This is a genomic window from Parabacteroides sp. merdae-related_45_40 (assembly GCF_001915675.1).
On record NZ_MNQY01000050.1, the window covers coordinates 49918 to 71394 of the forward strand.

Below are 21477 nucleotides of genomic sequence, written 5' to 3' on the forward strand. Positions count from 1 at the left end.
ATTGATTATGCTTACATTATGTCTCAGTTTATTATTGTTGATAACAAATAATAGTAATAATAGTCAAATAACAGATAAAAAAGAAAAAGTTATGAAATTTGAATTAATCCAGTTACCCTATGCAGCCAACGCGCTGGAACCGGTTATAAGTAAAGAAACGATTGAGTTCCATCATGGCAAACATTTACAGACTTATGTAAATAACCTGAACAACCTCATTCAGGGAACCAAGTTCGAAAACGCTACATTAGAACAGATCGTGGCAGAATCCGACGGTGCTATCTTTAACAATGCCGGACAGACGCTTAATCATAATTTGTACTTCACCCAGTTCTCCCCCTATGGCGGTGGCAGACCGACCGGCGCCCTCGCCAAAGCGATCGACGCGACTTGGGGATCGTTCGAGAACTTCCAGAAGGAATTCGTAGCTGCCGGAACCGGTCTATTCGGCTCAGGATGGGTATGGCTGGCTAAAGATAAAGACGGAAAACTCTCAATTACCAAAGAAGCTAACGGTAGCAATCCGGTTGCTCACGGATTGAAACCGATTCTGGGATTCGATGTGTGGGAACATGCCTACTATTTGGATTACCGGAACCGCCGTCCCGATCATTTGAACGCTTTATGGAAAATCATCGATTGGGATACCGTTGGCAAAAGATATTAAAGCTCTTTAAACTCCAGATAAAAGCCGCCCGGCAACATACCGGACGGCTTTTTTATTTACAATATGACTGGAACTCAAGCAATATAGTAATATTTCCAATTATAAGGGAAAAATGTCCAATAACGGTATGGAATAAATAGCATACCTTTGTTATATAATCAATAAACAAGAATATAAACCTCAATTAATAAGGAAAATAAACATGAAAGTACAAGAATTGACAAAAACGGAATTTCTGAAAAAAGTAGCGAACTACGAAGCCAGCCCCAACAAGTGGGTGTACAAAGGAGACAAACCTTGTATCGTGGATTTCTATGCCACCTGGTGCGGACCTTGTAAGATGGTCGCTCCTATCTTAGAAGAATTAGCAGAAGAATATGCCGGAAAAATCGATATTTATAAGGTAGATACGGAAAAAGAAGAGGGATTGGCCGCCTCTTTCGGTATCAGAAGTATTCCCTCCCTCCTTTTCTGCCCAATGAACGGGCAACCGCAGATGGCAAAAGGGGCAATGGGAAAGGCCGACTTCAAAAAAGCTATAAATGAGGTACTTTTGAAGAAAGAATAACAATATCCCAACATAAACAGGAAGTCCTCTCCGAGTTCCGAACAGAGTTCGGAGAGTTTTTAGAAAAAAAATATTACACATTATGCCCCCAAACTATTGCATATTAAAAAATAATACGTACCTTTGCACCCGCAATCGAGAGAGATTGATACTGATAAAAAATGAATGCCTCTTTAGCTCAGTTGGCCAGAGCACGTGATTTGTAATCTCGGGGTCGTTGGTTCGAATCCGACAAGAGGCTCAAAAGGGCAGTTACCAGAGTGGCCAAATGGGGCTGACTGTAACTCAGCTGGCTTTCGCCTTCGGTGGTTCGAATCCATCACTGCCCACAAAAAAAAGACTTGAAAGAAAATCTTTCAGGTCTTTTTTGTTTTTATACTCACTTCATAGCCTCATAACTTTCATTCCGTCCTTCACCTGAAAGGTTTCATTTTTGGGCAGGTGCAAATCATTTTCAACAGAATCTCGACCCCTTGGATTAAAATAAAAAAGTCTTTGATTCACAATGAACCAAAGACTTTTGTTTCTGGCGGTCCGGACGGGACTCGAACCCGCGACCCCATGCGTGACAGGCATGTATTCTAACCAGCTGAACTACCGAACCATAACTTTTATCCTGCAATCTCTCTCGATTGCGATGCAAAGGTATATATTATTTTGAATCTTGCAATAGTTTCACAGCAAAAATTTACGTCGGATAGATTATTTTTCTACTTTTGCCTTTCATATAAATAATAACAATCATGAAGAATACTCCGGTAGATTATCAGACAGCCAGAAAGATTATAGATGGCTACGGACTTCCCGATTTCGGGAAAGCGACGATCCGCGAGGTCGTTGCCATATCCACACAACTTGAACAAGAGACTAAAACAGAATTTATCCATATGGAAATGGGTGTTCCCGGACTGAAAGCAGCCCAAGTCGGTGTCGATGCCGAGATCAAAGCTCTTCAAGATGGCGTCGCCTCTATCTATCCGAATATCAATGGCACATCCGATGTAAAAGCGGAAGCATCTCGTTTTATCAAGGCATTTATCGATATCGATATTGCGCCGGAAGGCTGCGTTCCCGTAACCGGCTCCATGCAGGGGACATACGCATCGTTTCTCGTTTGCGGACAATGTACGCCGGGAAAGGACACGATTCTCTTTATCGATCCGGGGTTCCCTGTCCAGAAGCAGCAGATCACAGTCATGGGCTATAGATACGAATCGTTCGACGTGTACGAATACCGGGGCGAAAAACTCCGGGACATACTGGAACAATATCTCTCCAAAGGCAACATCGCAGCCATGATCTACTCCAATCCCAACAATCCGGCCTGGTTCTGCCTGACGGAAGAAGAGCTGAAGATCATCGGAGACATGGCAAACAAATATGACACGATCGTGATCGAAGACCTGGCCTACTTCGCTATGGACTTCCGGAAACCGTTGGGCAAGCCGTTTGAAGCGCCTTTCCAGGCAACCGTTGCCCGTTATACGGATAATTACATTTTACAAATTTCAGGTTCAAAAGCATTCAGCTATGCCGGCCAGCGCATCGGCGTCACGGCAATCTCCGACAAACTGTATCACCAAGCCTATCCCGGACTGACACAGCGCTACGGAGGAGGAACGTTCGGAACTGTATACATTCACCGCGTATTATATGCCCTGTCGTCCGGCACGAGCCATTCGGCGCAGTTCGCATTGGCAGCCATGTTCAAAGCTGCGGCAGACGGAACGTTCGATTTTATTTCGGAAGTAAAAGAATACGGACGCCGAGCAGAAAGATTAAAAAAGATCTTTACCGATTATGGTTTCCGGATCGTCTACGACCATGACCTAGACGAACCGATCGCAGACGGATTTTATTTCACGATCGCCTATCCGGGAATGACAGGAGGAGAACTGATGGAAGAACTTATTTATTACGGTGTAAGCGCCATTTCATTAAGCACGACAGGTAGTAACCAAGAAGGCCTACGCGCTTGTACATCTTTTATCAAACCGCATCAATATGCCCTGCTCGAAGAGCGCCTGAAGCTATTCAAAGAGAATCACACCGCATAATTAACACAGGCCGGGCTTTTATTTATGACTCATTAACATGAAAGCTCGGCTTTTCATTTGTTTGTTTAAACCAAAAGCTATATATTGTCGCTGTTTTATTAACCAGCAAGTATCCTCTGTCATGGCAATGTATAACAACATATTCAAGATAACTCATAATGACGTGCTTCCGGCCCAAGGAAGCATCTTGATATCAGAACCTTTTTTACAAGACGCCTACTTCCAACGTTCCGTCGTACTATTGGTAGAACATACTCAGGAGGGTTCGATGGGCTTTGTATTAAACAAGAAAACAGAGCTATCAGTCAACACCTTTTTTGCTGATTTACAGGGATTTCCGAAAATGCCGATCTATTTAGGCGGTCCAGTCAGTGCCAACCGCCTGTTCTTCATTCATTCTTTAGGAGATCTAATCATCCCTAACTCCCTTAAGATAAACGATCACCTCTATTTCGACGGCGATTTCAGCGCATTGATACATTATATCCAGAACGGACACTCTGTCGACGGGAAAGTGAAATTTTTCTTAGGCTACTCCGGGTGGCAGGAAGGACAACTGCACAATGAAATAGATCAAAATTCATGGGTCGTAAGTCATGCATCCAACCGGAATGTGCTACTTGCCGAAGGTGAAGGCTTCTGGAAAAAATCGCTCGAATCGCTCGGAAGCCAATATGAAACGTGGACCAAATACCCGAAAGAACCCTCGCTGAACTAAAGATTTATGATTTACATGTCGATAATAAATTATAAATCACAAATTCCTCTCATTGATTTTCTGCATCGTCAAGACGTCCGAATAACCATCTTTAGTCGTTATCCAGTCTGTCAGTATACCTGTCACGGTAAAGCCGCAACGGGCAAAAAGGGCTTTGCTGGGTTCGTTATCTATCGGGATATGCACAAAGAGTTGATGCAACTTCAAATAAGAAAAAGCATATTCGGCCAATAACTCCAACGCTTCTGTCGCCAGTCCGTTCTTCTGGTAAAGCGGATCGACCAGTATGCCGACTCCCGCCCTGCGATGATGCGGATCGAAATCATATAAATCCAGCATACCGACCGTTGCGCCCGTGGAACAAAGGTCGATCATCAGGCGTAATTGCTTCAAATCAAATATACCCCGGTGAGATTCTGCTATATATTCTTTCAACAGATAGCGGGAATAAGGCGCCAACGTGTTCCCAATCTCCCACCATTCGGGATTATTTTCCCACGAATAGAGCAATTCCAAATCTTCCGGTTCCGGGGCGCGAAGGCAGACTGTCTTGTTTTGAAGTAAGTTCATTTTTTATTGACAATTAACAATTGACAATTAACAATAAGAAATCGCTCAACGCAATTTTCAATTGTCAATTATCAATTCTCCATTAATAACTATATGATAGTTGATCCTTTTATCGGCCACCTTGTCCATCAATAAAAGCATCTGCTCGAAACGGGCATCCGGGTAGCAGAATACCAAATCGGTAAAGCGCTTCATCTGATTGCGACGACAGATAGCATCCATCACACGCTCTTCATTCAGATTCCAAAGATTGACATATTCCAGATCTGGCATCCGTTTCACACAGGCTGCTTTCACCTTTTCAAACTCTTCTTCCCGACAAAGCACCAGTAGGCGACGATGTTTCGCCCGGGGTTTTCGTTTCAACCCCAACATACCGCCGGCAACGGAAAGGGATGCTTTCAACAGAACAGCCAAACGGATGAGCATGCTCATCAGCCAACCGGAATGCGGATAATATTTCCGGTAGAATATCAGCATGGCCCCATAAAAGGCTTTCACATATTTGATATCGCCATGCTTCGTGCTCTCTCCTTTATAATGAAGGATACGTTCAGGAATATAATAATTCACATAGCCTCCCTGCACGATCCGGTAAGACAGATCGATATCTTCGCCATACATAAAGAAAGACTCATCCAACAGTCCCACTTTATCTAGCGCCTTACGGCGAAGAAACATGAAAGCGCCCGCCAGAACTTCGACCTTATGCTGCTTCTCCTTATTCAAATACGGCAGGCTGTAACGGGCAAACAGGCGTGAAGAAGGAAACAATTTCGACAATCCGAATATCTTGCAGAAAGACACCCAAGGAGAGGGAAAACTCCGTTTACTCTCCGCCAAGAAAACACCGTGCCCGTCCAACATCTTCACCCCGATTCCTCCCGCCTCCGGGTGTTCGTCCATAAAGAAACAAAGAGAACGCACGCTTTCTTCGCCTATCACAGTATCGGGGTTCAGCAGAAGGACATATTCTCCGCTACTGATCCGGATCGCCTGGTTATTCGCTTTGGCAAACCCCGGATTATCCTTATTCTCGATAAAAGTGACTTCCGGAAAACGCGGGCGAAGATATTCGACCGAACCGTCGGCCGAATGATTATCGACAACCAGTACTTCCGCCTCCATCCCTGCTATGGCAGCACGCACGGAACAGAGACACTGTTCGAGAAAATATTTTACGTTGTAGTTGACAATTATAATTGAGAGTTTCATGGGGATTTATGATTTATCAATGCTGCGTAAATCTTAAATTATAACTCTGTTATAGTTTGATGGAGTCGTTGAAGCTGGTGCGGTTCACGATGGAACGCCCCAACGTTATCTCATCGGCATATTCGATTTCGTCGCCAATAGAGACACCGCGGGCGATGACCGATATCTTCACATCATAGGAAGAGAGCTTGCGGTAGATGAAAAAATTCGTCGTGTCGCCCTCCATCGTCGTACTGAGTGCCAGAACGACTTCCTTCACTTCTCCTCCGGCAACCCGCTGTACCAAGCTGTCGATCTGCAAATCACCTGGACCTATCCCGTCCATCGGCGAAATAATACCGCCCAAGACATGATAAACACCGCGGAACTGCCCCGTGTTTTCGATCGCCATCACTTCCTTGATATTCTCGACCACGCAGATCGTAGAATGATCACGCTGGCAGTCGATACAGATAGCACACACGTCATCGTCGCATATATTATGGCAGACCTTACAATATTTGACATCACGACGAAGTGCCAACAGCGCGGACGCAAACCCTTCCGTGTAACCGACATCACGGCGAAGCATATGGAGCGCCAGCCTAAGTGCTGTTTTCCGCCCCACTCCCGGCAATGACGACAATTCGTTCACTGCATTTTCCAATAAGGCTGATGGATATTTTTGATTCATTCGTTTGTTTATCTTCTTCCACCGCAAAGATAAGTAAAATCTCCCTTATATATTAGCTTTTTCTCTATATTGCATAAGTTGTCCGCTTAATGGCAAACGATCGTCCGCCACCAAGCGGACAACTTATAAGATGAAATTCTACCGTCAAATGTTCCTATACCGGCAGCTACTTCCTCATAAACAATGCACTTGTTTCTTACCAAGAAATAATGTAGCTTTGCGATGATATATCCGATAATTCTAACTAAATATAAACACCGTGAAGAAAGAAGATGAAGAAAAGGTGAGCGGGCTACCGGAAAACGCCTACAGAGAACTGAAAGAAGGTGAGGTATATAAACCCATCCTATCGCCCGACAAACAGTATCGGGAAGTAACCCCTTGGTCCGTATTCTGGGGACTCGTCATGGCCGTCCTGTTCAGTGCGGCAGCGGCTTTCCTCGGACTGAAAGTTGGACAGGTATTCGAAGCCGCCATCCCGATCGCGATCATAGCAGTCGGATTATCCAGCGGGTTCAAACGTAAAAACGCGCTTGGCGAAAATGTCATTATCCAGTCCATCGGGGCAAACAGCGGCGTGATCGTGGCAGGCGCCATATTTACGCTGCCCGCCCTTTACATCTTGCAGGACAAGTATCCAGAGATCACGATCAATTTCTTCGAAGTATTCATGAGTTCGCTCTTGGGCGGCATCCTCGGTATCCTGCTCCTGATCCCGTTCCGGAAGTATTTCGTATCGACCATGCACGGCAAATATCCATTCCCGGAAGCGACTGCCACCACACAGGTATTGGTGTCCGGCGAGAAGGGAGGCAACCAGGCAAAGCCGCTTATCTATGCGGGTCTGGTCGGAGGTCTGTACGACTTCATCATCGCGACTTTCGGCTGGTGGAGCGAGACAGTCAGCACGCGCATCGTCGGTGTCGGCGAGATGCTGGCTGACAAGGCAAAAGTCGTGTTCAAGGTGAATACCGGTGCAGCAGTGTTGGGTTTAGGCTATATCATCGGATTGAAATATTCGGCCATTATCTGTGCCGGCTCATTCCTGGTATGGTTGGTAATCATCCCGTTGATGTCTGCCATTTTCGGCTCCGAAGTACTGACATTCGGCAATGACGCCATTACGCAGACAGTAGGAAGCATGAGTGCGGAAGAGATTTTCACCACCTACGCCCGCCACATCGGTATCGGAGGCATTGCGACTGCCGGTGTGATCGGGATCATCAATTCATGGGGGATCATCAAAGGAGCCGTAGGGTTGGCAGCCAAAGAGCTGAAAGGAAAAACGGGAATCGTGCAAACGGAAGAGATCCGTACACAGAAAGACCTTTCGATGAAAGTGATCGCTATCGGCATCTTCGCAACGTTGATCGTGACGTACCTGTTTTTTCACTTCGGCGTGCTGGACAACTGGTACTACGCATTGATCGGGCTGTTGATCGTCGGTATAATCGCTTTCCTTTTCACAACCGTTGCCGCCAATGCGATTGCCATCGTCGGGACCAATCCCGTATCAGGCATGACATTGATGACCTTGATCTTGGCTTCTATTATTCTGGTTGCCGTCGGGCTGAAAGGGACAGCCGGCATGGTATCGGCACTGATTATAGGAGGTGTGGTATGTACGGCGCTTTCCATGGCCGGCGGTTTTATCACAGATCTGAAGATCGGATATTGGATCGGCAGCACACCAGCCAAGCAGGAAAGTTGGAAATTCCTCGGAACCCTGGTATCGGCAGCAACTGTAGGCGGTGTAATCCTGATCCTGAATCAGACATACGGTTTCACAAGCGGGCAACTCGCCGCTCCGCAAGCCAATGCAATGGCGGCGGTTATCGAGCCATTGATGAGCGGCTCGGGCGCTCCCTGGGCACTGTATGCCATAGGAGCCGTACTGGCCATCATCCTAAACTTCTGTAAAATTCCGGCATTGGCATTTGCATTAGGCATGTTCATTCCACTGGAGTTGAACACGCCGTTGCTGATCGGAGGCGCCATCAGCTGGTATGTAGGAAGCCGTAGCAAAGACCAAGCTCTGAACAGTGTACGTCTGGAAAAAGGAACTCTGCTGGCATCCGGTTTCATCGCAGGCGGAGCCTTGATGGGAGTCGTCAGCGCAGCCATGCGTTTCGCCGGCATCAACCTAGTCGATATCAAATGGATGGAAAGTAATTCAGCCGGGGTACTGGCCATCGTGATGTACATCCTGCTAATCGCCTACTTGGCAAGTAGTTCGTTAAAAGCAAAGGAAGAAAAATAATAATAATTTCAGATTTATGAATTATGCGTCGATGATAAATCATAAATCTGAAATCATAAATCATAAAAGCATTGGAAGCACCAGTAGTCAACGTCGGCATTATGACGGAAAAGGCCGTTTCGTTTGTATTTCATGGAGAGTATGTACATACGGAAACCGGAAAGTTCCTGACTGGGGAACAACGCGCGTTATTTGTAAACGGCAATATCGTTTACAACGGGAGGTTGTTTAAAGAAATATTCTTTGAACCGGCTTCCCCTTCCTCGTCTTTCGAATTGAAGGCAGTCACCATAGGCCGTAACTTCCATTGGCAACGGCAAGAAGACCAATGTTTCAAAGGGGCTTTCAACCTGGTGACTGGCGAAAATGGAATTGTAGTCATCAACCAAGTGGATGTGGAAGAATATCTGACCAGCGTCATTTCTTCGGAAATGAGCGCGCAGGCTTCGAAGGAACTGTTAAAGGCACATGCCGTCATTTCACGCAGCTGGCTGCTCGCACAGATCGAAAAGAACTTCCGCCTGGGAAGGAAAGAGGAGAAGCAGCAAAACTGTTACCGGGATAACGAGCAACTGATACGCTGGTACGACCGCGAAGACCATAACATTTTCGATGTCTGTGCCGACGACCATTGTCAGCGCTACCAAGGAATTACCCGTGCTTCCAACCCGATCGTCCAAGAGGTGATCCACGAGACAAGGGGAGAAATACTGGTGAATGGCGAAACGATCTGCGATGCCCGCTTTTCCAAATGTTGCGGAGGTGTGACGGAACAGTTCGAACATTGCTGGGAACCGATCCCCCATTCTTACCTGACAGCATTGAGGGACAGTCGGGAAACAACTTTTCCGGACCTCACTCAGGAAGAAGAGGCCCGGAAATGGATTCACTCTGCTCCTAACGCTTTTTGCAATACAGCCGACAAAAAGATCCTCTGCCAAGTGTTGAACAACTACGATCAGGAGACGACAGATTTTTATCGCTGGAAAGTATTCTACAAACAGGAAGAATTAGCCGAACTGATCCATCGTAAAAGCGGTATTGATTTCGGTCAGATTCTGGATTTGGTTCCCGTCAACCGAGGAACTTCCGGCCGTATTGAAATGCTGAAGATTGTCGGGACACATCGGACCTTTACCATCGGCAAAGAATTGGAGATACGCCGGACCTTGTCCAAAACACATCTGTACAGCTCGGCTTTTGTCGTGGACAAAGAAGATATACAATTCGATATCCCCGGACGTTTCGTCCTGACCGGCGCCGGTTGGGGACATGGCGTAGGGCTATGCCAGATCGGGGCCGCCATGATGGCAGGCGAAGGATATGATTACCGGCAGATTCTCTCCCATTACTTTTCTGGAGCTTCTATTGAAAAACGAAAGATACAAAATCTTCAGGTTATAACAAAGCCCCAGCTTGTGAAAGTCGGGGCTTTGGGCATAAAAAAGAAGGTGAGAATTTTGACACACCTTCTTCTTTATTGTGTTTACCTATTTGTCTCCGGTTTTGTAAACCGGTCGCCTTGACTCTCCCGAGCTCCAGCTGATACAAAGGAACAAGAAATTAATAACATACGCAAAACAAAATATACAAAAAGCCCAAATTTTCCTACGAAAACAAAAATTTCACCGATGAATCGAGAAATATTACAGATCGTTTTCATTTTTTATCCGCATCTTTGCCTAAAATTAAGAACAAATCATGAATAGCTATATCATCCTCTTTATTATAGTCGCTTATTTCGGAATCCTTCTACTGATTGCCTGGATCACAGGGCGGAAGAGCTCAAGCAATGAAGCGTTTTTCCTTGGTAACCGTAAATCACCTTGGTACATCGTATCAATCGGAATGGTCGGGACATCGCTTTCAGGTGTCACATTCGTTTCTGTTCCGGGGATGGTACGCAGCATAGACATGACCTATATGCAGACGGTTTTAGGGTTCTTTTTTGGATATATACTGATTGCCAAAGTGTTACTACCACTTTATTATAAGCTGCAACTAACTTCCATCTATTCGTATTTGGATGACCGGATCGGGCAGCATAGTTATAAAACAGGGGCTTCCTTTTTCCTTCTGTCCAAGATCGTAGGGGCGGCGGCGAGGCTCTATTTAGTTGTGTTGATCCTGCAACATTATGTTTTCGCGTACTGGAACATATCTTTCGCCGTAACAGTCGTTATCAGTATTTTCCTAGTCTGGCTCTACACCTATCGGGGTGGTATCAAAACAATCATCTGGACAGACACACTTCAGGCGTTATGCCTAGTCGCCATGCTAATCGTAATTATCTGGCAGGTGAAAGACAAGATGCAACTGGATTTTGCAGGCATGGTGCAGACCTTGCAAGCCAGCCAGCACTTCCGTATCTTCGAGTTCGGAGACTGGCACAGCACACAACATTTCATGAAACAGTTTTTTAGCGGCATCTTTATCACCATCGTAATGACCGGCCTCGATCAAGACATGATGCAGAAAAACCTTTCCTGCAAGAGTTTGAAAGACGCACAAAAGAATATGTACACTTATGGCTTTGCTTTCACACCGGTTAATTTCTTGTTCCTTTCGCTTGGCGTCCTATTGCTAACGCTTGCATCGCAGCAACAGATCGAACTGCCCGCATTGAACGACGATATCCTCCCAATGTTCTGCACCTCCGGCATATTGGGACATTCGATCCTGATCTTCTTCACAATCGGTATCATCGCGGCAGCGTTCAGCAGTGCAGATTCTGCCTTGACAGCCCTTACGACCTCTTTCTGCATTGACATTTTAGGGGTCGAAAAGGAAAAGGCACAATCTGCCAAACGTACCCGATTGGTAGTCCATTTAATGATCTCCATCCTTTTTGCTATCATCATACTTGCATTTAAGGCAATCAATAACCGGAGCGTGATCGATGCCATTTATATGATCGCGTCCTATACATACGGTCCGCTACTCGGCCTTTTTGTATTCGGGTTATTTACAAAAAAACATCCTCGTGACAAATTTGTTCCTTACATTTGTATCGTCTCTCCTTTGCTCTGTTTCCTGACAGATTATTTAGTGAAACAGCATACGGGATATGCTTTCGGCTATGAGATGTTGATGCTAAACGGGGCTATCACGTTTGGGGGATTGTGGCTTAGTTCAATTGGCAATGGACAATTGACAATTAGAAAAAAGAGTATTAACACATGACAAGCGACGATGGCAAGAGACATTCAATTGTCAATTGTCAATTGTCTATTTAAAACACCGTTTCAATGGAAATCAAAAGTGCAGAATTTGTTATCAGTAACACAAACGTAAAAAAATGTCCCACAGGTGACCTGCCGGAATACGCTTTTATCGGGCGTAGCAATGTTGGCAAATCCTCCCTTATTAATATGCTAACTGGAAAAAAAGGGCTTGCCATGACCTCGCAGAAACCGGGAAAAACGTTGCTTATCAACCATTTCCTCATCAACGGACAATGGTATTTGGTCGATCTCCCTGGCTATGGTTTTGCCCAGCGGGGAAAAGAGGGACGCGAAAATATCCAACGGATCATCGAAGATTATATCTTGGAACGCGAACAACTCACGAATCTGTTTGTCCTGATCGACTGTCGCCACGAACCGCAAAAGATCGACTTGGAGTTTATGGAATGGCTCGGGGAAAACGAAATCCCCTTTTCTCTCATCTTCACAAAGATCGACAAAATCAGTAAAGGTCGTTTGCAGGAAAACCTGAAAGTCTACCAGACGAAATTATTAGAATCATGGGAAGAACTTCCCCCCATCCTCCTCTCCTCTTCCGAGAAGAAAGAAGGAAGGGATAAAATCCTTAATTACATCGACGAGATCAATAAAAGTCTATAGAATTTAGAACGCTCAATCGCAACTTGGGGTGATAAGAGGTACGGGTGGTATGGAAATCGCCAACAACTTTACCGAAGCCGGCATAGCTATACCAGCTTCGAGGGGGCAACACCCCGCTGAGTACAGTTGACCAGCCACCGTACTACTATCTCCACGCTTTAACGGTCCCATCAAGTCAATTTGCTATGAAATAATTTCTTTCCTGCTGAAAAAGAGCTACATTTTTGAACATTACAAAACCTAAATAAATAAAAATATGAATAATACATTGAATTTACAAGGAGAACGTCTCAGGCTGTTCAACCCAATTACCGGTCTTGACAACAAAAGTTTTGCCAAGGTAAAAAAGAATGTCAAAAGGCTTATCCACGATCTCCAACGAGGAAAGATGGAATCGGACAGCAAGAAAAGAAGCACGAGCAATCTATGCCTGGCATAAGAAAAATATAGGAATAAATACAGCGGACAAATTCGTCAACGGGATTCTGACAAATGATCGAAATAAAAAAGTCCGGTAAAGACACCAAACCCTTACCGGACTTTTCTTTTTTCACCGTTTAATAGCTGATTTTACACCCCACAAAATAACTGCGCGGCATTCCGGGACCGTAGATATATTTGGAGTCACGGTCCTTGCCTTGATCGAAATCACTCTGATAGGCCTCGAATATGTTTTGTACTCCGGCATTCACCTGCAAAGTCACCGATTTATACAAAGGAAAGTCGTAAGCGACCTTCATATTCAAATCAAAGAAATCAGGCGTTTTCTCTTCCCGGTCTTCCGGAATATAGCCGGCCAGATGTTGAACCAGCATGGTTCCCGTATAAGTACCAGTGAAAGAAATAGCCAGACGTTTGACCGGAGTAAAGGTGGAGGTAAAATAACCGTACACATCCGGCGTACGGAACATTTTTTTCTGTGCCGGCAGATCCGGGTTTGTCTCACTCCAAGTAACGGCTTCTTTATAACGGCTGCGCTGGATGGTGGCACCCGCCTGAAGTTGCAGCCAGGCATACGCCATCTTTCCTTCCAAATTGACTCCCATCACGCGGGCTCCATCCTTATTGCGACGTTCCATAATCAGGTTTCCCTGATCGTCATGCCCTTTTTCTTGCAAGAAGAACACATCGCTCAGATCCGTATAAAAACCTTCCACCAACAGGTTCAACTGAACCGGACCGAAACGATGATAGAAATCTGCCGAGGCACTGATACTCTTGGACTTCTCCTCTTTCAAGTCCTCAGCAAGCTGGATAATCGCCACTTCACCACCGACGGCCGCCACATGCAAATCTTCGTCAAACGCCTGCGGAGCACGGAAACCGCTCGAATAAGATAAACGAAGATTGATGTCCTCGGTCGGATTGAAACGGACATTCGCACGCGGACTAAAGATCAGATGATCGATCAGATTATGTTTGTCGAAACGACCGCCGATCAGAAAGCTCCATTTCTCATTCTTCCACTCGTTCTGCAAAAACAGGCTACCGATATGAACCGTCTGGTCCACGATACGATTATATCCTAACATTTCGTCCTTTAGCTCGTCAAAATTATATTCCAGGCCGCCGGTAAATTCTGCTGGCATAAACAAACATTTATCAACCGAATAGGAATACTGCGAACCGGCAACAACCGTCATGTCCGTCGTATGCCCGTATGCATCCGGATTACGATTAGTCCCGTAATAACTCTTCCGGTTCGTATGCTGCGCAGAAGTATAGACGTTCAGGCGATGTTTATAATCTTTGGAGAACAGATCGAACTTCAGACCACCGCCATTGATACTGTGATCTGTCTGTTCTGCCACCCACGCTTCATGAGGCGGTCGGTTAATCTGGTCGCCACCACGACGATATTCGCTTATATTATGATATTCGAAACCCAGTTTAGAATAGGTGCTTGTCTTCAGATAAGAACGGAAACCGACTGTTCGGGCTTCCAACTGGCCAAGTTCGGAGAAGCCGTCTCCGTCATGATCGTAAGCTGAACGATGACGGCTCTGCCCGAAAAGATAGACGCCGGCTTTATGGTCGTCTGTCACCAAAGAAGCATTCAAGGTCGTGTTATTGTCCGGGCGACTTCCTCCGATCATCGTCAGCGAATGGGCAATCTGGGCTGAGTTGCGCAAAGGCTCTTTTGTAATGATATTTATCGTACCTGCAATCGCAGAAGAACCAAAAAGAGCGGAACCGCCACCACGCATGATCTCGACACGCTCGATCATATTGGCCGGAATCTGTTCGAGGCCGTACACACCCGTCAGTGCACTGAATATGGGACGACTATCCACCAATATCTGCGTGTAAGGACCTTCCAGTCCATTGATACGCACCTGTTGGAAACCGCAGTTCTGGCAATTGTTTTCCACCCGCACGCCCGGCTGGAAGTTCAGCCCGTCGGCAAGCGAAGTGGCATGCGTCGTCTCGAACATTTTCGAATCCAGCACGTTCACAAGCGACGGAGCCATACGCCGAGTCGTCTCGTTCCGGTTGGCCGAAACCACGACTCCATCCAAAGACAAGGCTTCTTCTTCCACCTCAAAGTTAATTTCCAACGTCCTACCTTTTTTCAACATCACGGGCGTCTCGATCGTTTTATAGCCCATCGTCTTCATCACGACCGTAAACTCTCCTTCCGGCAGGTTCTTCAGATAATAATGCCCCGTGCCGTCAGTCGAAGTCCCGATAGTCGTCCCTTTCAAAAAGATCGTAATAAAGGACAAATGTTCGCCGGTTTTCCGGTCCACCACATGACCGACAATGTTCGCGTCCGATGGATTCAAGGCAGGACCCTCCTCCGCCCGCGCGATCGTAAAGGCACAGCACAGACACAGTATAAGTATAATAATTTTATTCATTTCGTTTGTTTTGATAAAATAATGATTAAAAAACAAATACACACCTTATGCATCTGCCGCTGGAAAGCCTTGCAGACAACAGCTGTTTCCATTGCACGAAAATTTTGTTTCATGCAATGGAAAATAAAGTTTCCTACCAGGGAAAATAAAGTTTCACCTATATGAAACAAACTGAAACTTTATTTTTACTATCTTTCAGAAGGTGAAAGCTTTTTGATACTCCACTAACGGACAGACGCTATTTTATCAGACAAAAGAAGGAGCGCGGAGAGACAGTTTCCCTAAGACAGGGACCAAATAATCCGGATAGACCGGATTATCAATTATTTTATAATTCGGTGTAACATAAATTTGTAGAAGCAGCGAATGGATGGCTCCATCCTGCACATGAACAGTCGTCAGCAAATGGAACAACTGGATTTCCGAAAGAGACGAGTGATGATGGTAGGTGCCGTCTGCCGCTCTCTCGAATGGATGCGAATGGACAATCGTCGTGCCATTCTCGACATGGACGTGCATAAATAAAGAAATACTACTGTAGTACACTATAAAAAGTGCCGGCAGCAGCCATTTCATATATTTAGCCATTGTCTGTTTCACATTCCCCCCTATTAAATTAAAGGTGCGAAGATAAAACAAATAGCCGAGACCAGCAAACACACAAAATTCGAGCAACTAAATGTAAGCGACCGACACCATATTCATAATAATTTGTTACTTTTGTGTGCAATTTTCGAAAGACAAACAACAAATTAAAAACTATAAAATAATCTATGGCTAAGATCACTAAAGAAGAAGCACTTCGCTATCATGCGGAAGGCAAGCCGGGAAAGATAGAAGTCGTTCCCACCAAGCCCTATAGTACCCAGATGGATTTGTCGCTGGCTTATTCGCCCGGCGTTGCCGAACCCTGTCTGGAAATCGAAAAGAATCCGTTGGATGCTTACAAATATACTTCTAAAGGAAACTTGGTTGCCGTTATTTCGAATGGTACCGCCGTATTAGGATTAGGAGATATCGGTCCGTTGGCCGGCAAGCCGGTGATGGAAGGAAAAGGACTGTTGTTCAAGATCTTTGCAGGTATCGACGTATTCGATATCGAAGTGAACGAGAAAGACCCTGACAAATTTATCGAAACGGTAAAGGCCATCGCACCCACTTTCGGAGGCATCAACCTTGAAGATATCAAAGCTCCCGAATGTTTCAAGATCGAAACACGCCTGAAAGAAGAACTGGATATTCCAGTCATGCACGACGACCAGCACGGGACAGCTATCATCTCCGGCGCAGGCTTGATCAACGCGCTGGAGATCGCAGGGAAGAAGATCGAGGACGTGAAGATCGTGGTGAATGGCGCCGGAGCCGCTTCCATCTCTTGCACGAAACTATATATAATGTTGGGGGCAAGGAAGGAAAACATCATCATGTGCGACAGCAAAGGGGTTATCTCCACACATCGCACGGACTTGAACGAATCCAAGAAATTCTTCGCTACCGACCGCGACATCAAGACATTGACGGAAGCCGTCGTCGGAGCTGACGTGTTCTTAGGATTATCGGTCGCCAATGTGTTGACTCAAGATATGGTCCGCTCCATGAATACGAACCCGATCGTGTTCGCTTTGGCCAACCCGAATCCGGAAATCTCGTATGCCGATGCAATGGCCTCACGCGACGATATTATTTTTGCCACAGGCCGTTCCGACTATCCGAACCAGATCAATAATGTATTAGGATTCCCTTATATTTTCCGCGGCTCATTGGACACACACGCCAAAGCAATCAACGAAGAGATGAAATTAGCAGCCGTTTACGCAATCGCCGGACTTGCCAAAGAACCGGTTCCCGACGTCGTGAATGCTGCCTACAAACTGAAACGGACGACTTTCGGACGCGATTACATCCTGCCGAAAGCGCTCGACCCACGACTCCTGACTCGTGTCTCCTGTGCCGTTGCCAAAGCAGCCATTGACTCGGGCGTATCCCGCCGGACGATCACCGACTGGGAAGGATATGCCAACCACTTGCGCGAAATGATGGGATATGACAACAAGCTGCTCCGTTCGTTCACCGATATGGCTAAAGCCAACCCGAAACGGGTGGTATTTGCAGAAGCCAACCACGGCAATATGCTGAAAGCCGCTGCCGAAGCGAAAGCCGAAGGTATCTGCATCCCTATCCTTTTAGGCAACGAAGAACGCCTGCAAAAGATCGCAGCCGAAGAAAATATCAGCCTCGAAGGGATCGAAATCGTCAACCTTCGTCACGACCGCGAGACAGAACGCCGCCATCGTTATGCCAAGATCCTGTCTGAGAAAAAAGCCCGCGAAGGTGTCACGTATGCGGAAGCCTGCGAAAAGATGGTCGACCGCAACGCATTCGGTATGATGATGGTTGCGACAGGCGATGCCGATGCTTTCGTGACAGGCGTTTACAGCCGCTATTCCGAAGTGACCAAAATGGCAGAGCAGATCATCGGTATCCGTCCGTCTTACACACATTTCGGTGCTTTGAATATCCTGACTTGCAAGAAAGGTACGTTCTTTATTGCCGACACGCTGATCAACCGCCATCCGTCGACAGAAGTACTGATCGATATCGCCCGCCTGACTCAAGATGCTGTGAAATTCTTCGCACACGAACCGGTTATGGCGATGTTGTCCTACTCCAACTTCGGTTCCGACAAGCAGGGTAGCCCGCTGAAGGTCCACGACGCGATCGACTATCTGCACAAAAACTATCCGGACATGATGGTAGATGGAGAAATGCAGGTCAACTTCGCTCTGGACAAGAAACTGCGTGACGACATGTATCCGTTCAACAAGTTGAAAGGCAAAGATGTCAACACGCTGATCTTCCCGAACCTGAGTTCTGCCAACAGTGCTTACAAGTTGCTCGACACACTCGGCATCAGCGAAACGATCGGCCCGATCCAGATGGGTTTGAACAAACCGATCCACTTCACCGACGTGGAAAGTTCTACGCGTGACATCCTGAACCTGACGACTGTCGCTGTCGTAGATGCGATCGTACAGGAACAGATCGAAAAAGGAGAATAACTCGATTAAGCTTAATAAAAAAATAGCGATGAGGCATTGAAGTTTCATCGCTATTTTTTTGCTATCTGTATACGCTTATCGGAACAACTTCCCATCCTTTTCTCTATCTTTGTCTCCCAAAATTGTTTAGGTATCACATTTATGGCAACTACTACTAAAGAAATGACGGAGGGTGCTCCCCTGCCGCTTATTCTCAATTTCACCTTCCCCCTGTTGCTCGGAAATATATTGCAACAAACCTACTCGCTTGTGGATGCCGCTATCGTTGGAAAATTCTTAGGGATCAATGATCTGGCAGCAATCGGGGCAAGCACTTCGGTCGTATTCCTGATTTTAGGATTTTGCAACGGGTGTTGTTGCGGGTTCGGGATTCCGGTGGCACAGAAATTCGGGGCGAGAGACTACAAGACAATGCGACGGTACGTGACGGTCAGTTTACAATTGGCAGCCCTAATGTCGATCGTCATTGCGGTTCTGACAAGCGTATACTGTGCAGATATCCTGAGAAGTATGCAGACTCCGAAAAATATTTTTCACGGAGCTTACTATTATCTGCTCGTAACGTTTATCGGAGTACCTTGTACGTTCTTCTACAACTTGCTGTCCAGCATCATACGTGCACTCGGCGATAGTAAAACACCATTTTGGTTCCTGCTGTTCTCTACCGTATTGAACATCGTGCTCGACCTGTTCTGCATCCTCGTGTTGGGATGGGGCGTGTTAGGAGCTGGTATCGCCACCGTCGTGTCACAAGGTGTGTCGGCACTTCTCTGTTATTTTTATATGTACAAGCATTTTCCGGTCCTGAAAGGGACGGCTGACGACCGCAAATTCCGCTTTCCACTGGCTAAAAATCTTTTATATATCGGAGTACCTATGGGACTTCAATTCTCCATTACGGCAATCGGCAGCATCTTGCTTCAAAGTGCCAATAACGCTTTGGGAACAGCTTGTGTAGCCGCATTCACAGCAGCAATGAGAATCAAGATGTTCTTTATCTGTGCCTTTGAAAGCTTAGGTATAGCGATGGCTACCTATACGGGGCAAAACTACGGAGGCGGAAAACCCGAACGCATCTGGCAGGGGATCAAAGCCAGCTCGCTGCTGATGATGATCTATGCCGTCTTCACTTTTACAATACTGATGTCGGCCTCCGACAAGATATCATTGCTGTTCGTAGACGCTTCGGAAACGGAAATACTTAAAAACACGGTACTCTTCCTACACGTTTCTTGCTATTTCTTTCCGATCTTAGGGCTGCTCTGTATCCTGCGCTACACCATACAAGGCGCAGGATACACCAATCTGGCGATGCTTTCCGGAGTTTCCGAAATGATCGCACGCACACTGGTCAGTATCTATGCCGTACCGATATTCGGATTCTTAGCTGTTTGCTTTGGCGATCCGACCGCCTGGATAGCAGCAGACCTCTTCCTCGTCCCGGCATTCATATATGTCTATCGGAAACTGAAAAAGAGCCTTAAGGAAAATTATGCAATCCCCAACAGTTCGACTTCGAACAGCAGTGTGGAATAACCGGGGATCGGACCGGATGTACGTGTCCCGTAACCTAATGTATACGGGATATAAATCATCCAACGGTCTCCCACATGCATCCGCCGGAGCGCTTCCTGCCATCCTTCGATCACCTGATTGAGGCGGAATGCCTCCGGACATCCCCGTTTCCAGGAATTATCAAACTCGCGTCCGTTGGCCAGCGTTCCACGGTAATGGACAGAGACGACATCCGTCAGTTCCGGTGAAACCACACCGGTCCCTTTCTCTATCTCCTTATACAACACACCACAAGGGAGCTTGACGACTCCCTCACCGGTAGCCACTTCTTCTAAAAACCGTAGATTCTTTTCTTTATATTCTTCTTTCTTTCCCATTGTTATTCTCATTTCATTTCGTGGCAAAGATACAAAGCATCCCACCTATTAAAATAAACAGAAAGAAATAAAAAGAGGCAAACAATTATACGGCAAGTCTGTTCTTTAATGGCTAAATCTAAACAAAAAAGTTATGCATATACGTACATGGTGTTATGCTGTGCTTTGCCTGTCCTTGCCGATAACGTTGCCTGCACAGAAAGAGCACAAATACCTGGATCACGCATTACCGGAAGCGTGGCAGGAAAACGACAGTGATTTTCAACAGACATTACCGGTAGACGACCAGTGGTGGAAAAACTTCAACGATCCCACACTGGACTCGCTGATAGAAGTAGCCGTAAAGCAAAATTACTCCGTACTGATGGCAGCAGACCGTATCGCTATGGCAAAAGCCAATCTGCGCATACAACAGGGCAGCTATTCGCCGACCCTGGGACTCGCTGCCGGCTGGACCCGGCAACAAAGCAGCGGCCATACGAGCAGCCTGCCGCAGACAACGACCCAATACGGCGATGCCGCCCTGTCCATGAACTGGGAGATCGATGTATTCGGAAGCATCCGCAACCGCGTAAAGGCCCAAAAGGAGAACTTTGCAGCTTCCAAAGAGGACTATAACGCCGTGATGGTCTCCCTTTGCGCACAGGTGGCATCCGCCTACATCAACTTGCGGGAACTGCAACAGGAAGTGGAAGTGGTCAAAAAGAACTGCCTGTCGCAACAGGCGGTCGTCAAGATCACTGAAAAAAGGTACGAAACAGGGCTTGTCTCAAAATTAGATGTCGCACAGGCCTTATCCGTCTACTACGACACAAAAGCCTCTCTCCCCATGCTGGAAGCCGGAATCATCCAGTACACAAACGCTTTGGGCGTACTGATGGGACTTTATCCCTGGGACGTCCGGGAAATCATGGAAACACGGAAGCCATTGCCGGAATACATCGAGACAATCGGCATCGGCATTCCCGCAAACCTGCTACTACGCCGGCCGGACATCCGGGCGGCTGAACGCCTGGTAAACGCACGGGCGGCATCGCTCGGCGCCTCCAAATCAGACTGGTGGCCGAAAGTTTTCGTCAAAGGGTCGGTGGG

Annotated in this window: 17 protein-coding genes, 3 tRNA genes and 1 pseudogene; 14 read left to right on the forward strand and 7 right to left on the reverse strand. The window is 46.5% G+C overall.

Annotation, left to right across the window (positions count from 1 at the left end):
* The first annotated feature begins 7 nt into the window (after nucleotides 1-7).
* From BHV83_RS08365 to BHV83_RS08380, 4 genes are all read left to right on the forward strand, one after another.
* Nucleotides 8-667 (forward strand): superoxide dismutase, encoded by a 660-nt coding sequence (locus tag BHV83_RS08365; RefSeq protein ID WP_005639364.1) that lies wholly within the window; start codon nucleotides 8-10, stop codon nucleotides 665-667.
* A gap of 154 nt (nucleotides 668-821) precedes the next feature.
* Complete coding sequence (gene trxA / locus BHV83_RS08370) at nucleotides 822-1235, forward strand: thioredoxin (protein ID WP_502687959.1); 414 nt, start codon at nucleotides 822-824, stop codon at nucleotides 1233-1235.
* A gap of 167 nt (nucleotides 1236-1402) precedes the next feature.
* A tRNA-Thr gene (locus BHV83_RS08375) sits at nucleotides 1403-1476 on the forward strand.
* Between the two features lie 5 nt (nucleotides 1477-1481).
* A tRNA-Tyr gene (locus tag BHV83_RS08380) sits at nucleotides 1482-1564 on the forward strand.
* 198 nt (nucleotides 1565-1762) lie between these two features.
* Here the strand turns inward: BHV83_RS08380 and BHV83_RS08385 are convergent.
* A tRNA-Asp gene (locus tag BHV83_RS08385) sits at nucleotides 1763-1839 on the reverse strand.
* A 139-nt stretch (nucleotides 1840-1978) separates the two neighbouring features.
* Between BHV83_RS08385 and BHV83_RS08390 the strand changes: the two genes are divergently transcribed.
* Together BHV83_RS08390 and BHV83_RS08395 are read left to right on the forward strand one after the other, a co-directional pair.
* Nucleotides 1979-3292 (forward strand): aminotransferase class I/II-fold pyridoxal phosphate-dependent enzyme, encoded by a 1314-nt coding sequence (locus BHV83_RS08390; protein WP_046452302.1) that lies wholly within the window; start codon nucleotides 1979-1981, stop codon nucleotides 3290-3292.
* A 121-nt stretch (nucleotides 3293-3413) separates the two neighbouring features.
* Complete coding sequence (locus BHV83_RS08395; protein WP_122116262.1) at nucleotides 3414-4010, forward strand: YqgE/AlgH family protein; 597 nt, start codon at nucleotides 3414-3416, stop codon at nucleotides 4008-4010.
* Between the two features lie 36 nt (nucleotides 4011-4046).
* Here the strand turns inward: BHV83_RS08395 and BHV83_RS08400 are convergent, their stop codons facing one another.
* The 3 genes from BHV83_RS08400 to recR are packed head-to-tail and all read right to left on the reverse strand — an operon-like array spanning nucleotide 4047 to nucleotide 6468.
* Nucleotides 4047-4580, reverse strand: a complete 534-nt coding sequence (locus BHV83_RS08400) for a GNAT family N-acetyltransferase (RefSeq protein WP_119216204.1) — start codon at nucleotides 4578-4580, stop codon at nucleotides 4047-4049.
* A 57-nt stretch (nucleotides 4581-4637) separates the two neighbouring features.
* Nucleotides 4638-5795, reverse strand: a complete 1158-nt coding sequence (locus tag BHV83_RS08405; RefSeq protein WP_122122297.1) for a glycosyltransferase family 2 protein — start codon at nucleotides 5793-5795, stop codon at nucleotides 4638-4640.
* Nucleotides 5796-5844: 49 nt separating this feature from the next.
* Entirely contained in the window at nucleotides 5845-6468 is a 624-nt protein-coding gene (gene recR, locus BHV83_RS08410; RefSeq protein ID WP_122204430.1) for a recombination mediator RecR, read from the reverse strand.
* Between the two features lie 259 nt (nucleotides 6469-6727).
* On the opposite strand from recR, the gene BHV83_RS08415 reads away from it, so the two are divergent.
* The 5 genes and pseudogenes from BHV83_RS08415 (at nucleotide 6728) to BHV83_RS08435 (ending at nucleotide 13012) form a co-directional block, all read left to right on the forward strand.
* Nucleotides 6728-8728, forward strand: coding sequence for an OPT family oligopeptide transporter (locus tag BHV83_RS08415; RefSeq protein ID WP_122204429.1), 2001 nt, complete (start codon nucleotides 6728-6730; stop codon nucleotides 8726-8728).
* Nucleotides 8729-8799: 71 nt separating this feature from the next.
* Nucleotides 8800-10107, forward strand: a pseudogene (locus BHV83_RS08420) (SpoIID/LytB domain-containing protein); the annotation flags it as partial.
* Nucleotides 10108-10429: 322 nt separating this feature from the next.
* Entirely contained in the window at nucleotides 10430-11911 is a 1482-nt protein-coding gene (locus BHV83_RS08425; RefSeq protein WP_119216201.1) for a sodium:solute symporter, read from the forward strand.
* A gap of 65 nt (nucleotides 11912-11976) precedes the next feature.
* Nucleotides 11977-12573: a ribosome biogenesis GTP-binding protein YihA/YsxC gene (gene yihA, locus BHV83_RS08430; protein WP_005639345.1), complete on the forward strand. Its 597-nt coding sequence runs from the start codon at nucleotides 11977-11979 to the stop codon at nucleotides 12571-12573.
* Nucleotides 12574-12829: 256 nt separating this feature from the next.
* Nucleotides 12830-13012: a hypothetical protein gene (locus BHV83_RS08435; RefSeq protein ID WP_122204428.1), complete on the forward strand. Its 183-nt coding sequence runs from the start codon at nucleotides 12830-12832 to the stop codon at nucleotides 13010-13012.
* 118 nt (nucleotides 13013-13130) lie between these two features.
* Here the strand turns inward: BHV83_RS08435 and BHV83_RS08440 are convergent, their stop codons facing one another.
* Both BHV83_RS08440 and BHV83_RS08445 read right to left on the reverse strand, forming a co-directional pair.
* A complete protein-coding gene (locus BHV83_RS08440; protein ID WP_122204448.1) occupies nucleotides 13131-15434 on the reverse strand; it encodes a TonB-dependent receptor in 2304 nt (767 codons plus the stop codon).
* Nucleotides 15435-15680: 246 nt separating this feature from the next.
* Nucleotides 15681-16034, reverse strand: coding sequence for a DUF8478 family putative metalloprotein (locus BHV83_RS08445; protein ID WP_286757355.1), 354 nt, complete (start codon nucleotides 16032-16034; stop codon nucleotides 15681-15683).
* Between the two features lie 173 nt (nucleotides 16035-16207).
* Here BHV83_RS08445 and BHV83_RS08450 point away from each other — a divergent pair, with 173 nt between their 5' ends.
* On the forward strand, nucleotides 16208-18493 hold the full coding sequence (locus BHV83_RS08450) for an NADP-dependent malic enzyme (protein WP_122204427.1): 2286 nt from the start codon (nucleotides 16208-16210) through the stop codon (nucleotides 18491-18493).
* Between the two features lie 141 nt (nucleotides 18494-18634).
* Nucleotides 18635-20029 carry an MATE family efflux transporter gene (locus BHV83_RS08455; protein ID WP_122206253.1) on the forward strand — a complete coding sequence of 465 codons (1395 nt, stop codon included), beginning with the start codon at nucleotides 18635-18637 and terminating at the stop codon, nucleotides 20027-20029.
* Here BHV83_RS08455 and bamJ read toward each other — a convergent pair.
* A complete protein-coding gene (bamJ, locus tag BHV83_RS08460) occupies nucleotides 19984-20385 on the reverse strand; it encodes a BamJ family beta-barrel-assembly machinery protein (RefSeq protein WP_005639328.1) in 402 nt (133 codons plus the stop codon). The two genes, BHV83_RS08455 and bamJ, sit on opposite strands and share 46 nt — an antisense overlap.
* 133 nt (nucleotides 20386-20518) lie before the next feature.
* Between bamJ and BHV83_RS08465 the strand changes: the two genes are divergently transcribed.
* The coding region (locus BHV83_RS08465) for an efflux transporter outer membrane subunit (protein ID WP_286757359.1) at nucleotides 20519-21477 on the forward strand (959 nt) is incomplete at its 3' end.